Genomic DNA, 2,987 nt, shown 5'->3' on the forward strand with positions numbered 1-2,987 from the left:
TGCGAGCCAGGGGCGACGCCGTTACTCCTATGAATGACGAGGTCTGCCTGCCTCAAGGTGCGGTTCCTCTATTGCCCCCGGCCAGCGCGACGGTTCTCAATCTGTTTTGGAAGTCCAACTGTAGTAAGGCGGGCCAGCGCCGCCCCCAGGCAGAAGTGGATGCCCCGGCCAAAGGCCAGGTGCGACTCGGCGTTGGGGCGGTTCAGCTCGAGGCGTTCGGGCCGGGGGAAGACGGCCTCGTCCCGGCTGCCCGAGGCGTAGAGCACCTGCAGCCGTGCCCCCCGCGGCAGCGTTACCCCGCCCAGTTCCACCTGCTCGGTGGTGATACGGAAGAGGCCCTGCACGGGGGACTCCAGCCGCAGTGTCTCCTCCACGAAGGGCTGCAGCAGGCTCCCGTCCTCACGTACGGCACGCAGCTGCTCCGGGTGCTCGAGCAACAGCACGAGCGCGGCGGTGATGAGGTTGGTGGTCGTCTCGTGGCCGGCGTTGAGCAGCTGGATGATCACGCTGACCAGCTCCGAGGGGCTGAGTGCCGAACCGTCCTCGAGCCGGGCGTGGACGAGCGCCGACAGCAGGTCTTCCCGAGGCTGCGCCTGGCGTTCCTCCACGTGCGCCAGCAGGTAGCGCGTCAGCCGCACCTGGCCGCGGGCGAGGGCCGCCTGCTGCTCCACTGGCAGGTGGGCGCCTCCGAACAGCGCCATCATCTCGTCGCCCCAGCGCTTGCAATCCTCCATGTCCTGACGCGGCAGGCCCAGGATGTCCGCGATCACCCATGCGGGCAGTGGGTAGGCCAACCGCCAGACCAGGTCCGCCTGGCCCTGCTGGATGAAGGCGTCGACGAGCTCATGGGCAATCTGGCGGATGCGCGGCTCCATGCTGGCCATGCGGCGCGGAGTGAAGGCTCGGCTGACAAGGCCGCGCAGCCGGGTGTGCGCGGGCGGATCGCTATCCACCAGACCGGCCGCGGGGGGCACCCCCTCCGCGAGGACCGCCAGCACCTCGGGAGCGAACTCCTTGGCCACCTGGATGGAGCTGACGGAGGAGAAACGCACCGGATCCTTGAGCACGGTGCTGATGTCCTCGTAGCGGGTGACGATCCACATGCCTGTGCGCGCGCTGAAGAACACCGGCTGATGGGCGCGGGCGGCGGCGTAGACAGCGTAGGGATTCTCGAGCTGCTGGGCTGAGAGCGGGTCGTAGTCGATCATTCCGCGGCAGTCTCCCCTGACTTCACCCGGCGTCGCTTCTTTTTTGGCCAGGCGCGCCGCTCGGCCAGGGCGAGCTCGCGGATGTGTCAACGAATACAACCTGGTGACAGCAGTCACCCCATGGAGACAGCAGTCACCACCTGGAAGCACGGTGGACGGCCCACGGGCCCGCCGCCTCCAGAGGGAAGAAGCGCCAGACCCGGGTCCCGGGACCGAGCCCAGGAGCCGCGGAGAACAGCAAGGAGAAGAAGACACGGCGGACGGAAGTGAGTGGCCGTGAAGGCGCCCTGTGCATGAAACAGGTTTCCACGAAAAGCACGCATTACCTCTAAAACTTGACATTGCATAATAATCCGTCCAATATGGAACAGTCGCCCCGTGTCGTTGGGTGGGCGTACAGGCCTGAAGGCAGCTTCACGAGAAGGGGTGGCCCGCATGACGAGGATGATGAAGAAGCTGAGCTGGGCGGCCCTGCTGCTCACGGTGTCATGTGGAGGGCCCGAGGCCCCGCTCGAGCCCGGAGACTGGATGTCGGCCCTCCGGGCCACGTACCGCGACTTCGACGAGCAGCACGAGCGGGTGGAGATCCACGAGGTGACGCCGGAGACCGGGCTGCTGGATTTGCGCCGGCTCGGCGAGGACGAGCTGGCCCGGGCGCTGCGCTTCCGCCCCATTCCTGGCAAGCTGGTGGAGAGGGAGGGCCAGAAGGTCATGGACTGGGAGCCCGAGCGCCCCGACTGGCCTCCGCCCGTGGACAAGCTCGCCGCGATGGCCCCCGAGAAGCGCCCGCTCGCCGCGGTCGTCCACGTCAAGGCGACGCTCGAGGGCAAGGCGGTGGACTACCAGGCGGTCCTCTACCGTTACGCGAATCAGGAGCAGTGGCTGGTGCATGACGCCGTGCTCGGACTGGACGGCGTGCGTGCGGAGCTGTCGCCCGCCTCCATCTCCATCGACAAACACATCGAGGGCATGAGCCTCTCCGCCCTCGACGCGGCCAACCAGTGCGTGGCCCCGGCGATCAACATCCCGCCCATCACGGGACAGGTCATCTACAACTGCTACTCGGTGACGGACGACCACAGCATCAAGGTCGACTACACGCTGGAGATCAACGCCAGCATGGCCTGCGGCTGGGCGAACGTGGACGCCACGACCGAGAAGTGCGTCCGGACCCAGCACTCGGCCTCGGGGAAATCGAGCTGGAAGGGCGTCCAGTGCCCGGACCTGAACGGCGAGGGGACGTGCTCGACCGGCGCGAACCCGCTCTACTGCGACTTCCAGTGGCCGCACGAGAACTGGTACTTCCACGCGAACATCGGAGCGGACGTCAGGTACGACGGCACCAAGGACGCCGATGGCCAGCCCCGTGGCCTGCACATCGGGGCCGTGATGAAAGGACTGCTCGAGTACAAGTACAGCTCCAGGCTCAACGCCGGGTGGGCGGTGTGGATCATCCGGCTGATCATTGGCGGCGCGGTGACGTACACCGCGCATGAGCTCGCCGACTCACACTGGGGCGTCGAGGTGGAGCAGAACCTCGAGCATGTGAGTGGCGACACCGGCCCCCAGACCTATGACGGCATCTTCGATTGCCCCAACATCATGAGGACGGATGCGGGCACCGACGCGGGGACAGACACGGATGCGGGTTGCGGCTGCCTCTGCGGCTCGTGCTCTGACGCGGGCACCGACGGGGACGCGGGCACGGGCACCGACGGGGACGCGGGCACGGGCACCGACGGGGACGCGGTCACGGGCACCGACTGGGACGCGGGCACG

Annotated in this window: 1 protein-coding gene and 1 pseudogene; one reads left to right on the top strand and one right to left on the bottom strand. The window is 67.5% G+C overall.

The genetic code is table 11. The features are described from left to right. Window positions 1–68: 68 nt before the first annotated feature. The gene (locus tag AC16DP_RS46215; protein ID WP_329732714.1) at window positions 69–1,208 is read right to left on the bottom strand and encodes a cytochrome P450; all 1,140 of its coding nucleotides are present in this window, start codon (window positions 1,206–1,208) and stop codon (window positions 69–71) included. Between the two features lie 435 nt (window positions 1,209–1,643). On the opposite strand from AC16DP_RS46215, the pseudogene AC16DP_RS46220 reads away from it, so the two are divergent. Beyond that, window positions 1,644–2,987, top strand: a pseudogene (locus AC16DP_RS46220) (hypothetical protein); the annotation flags it as partial.

Source organism: Archangium sp., assembly GCF_057119385.1.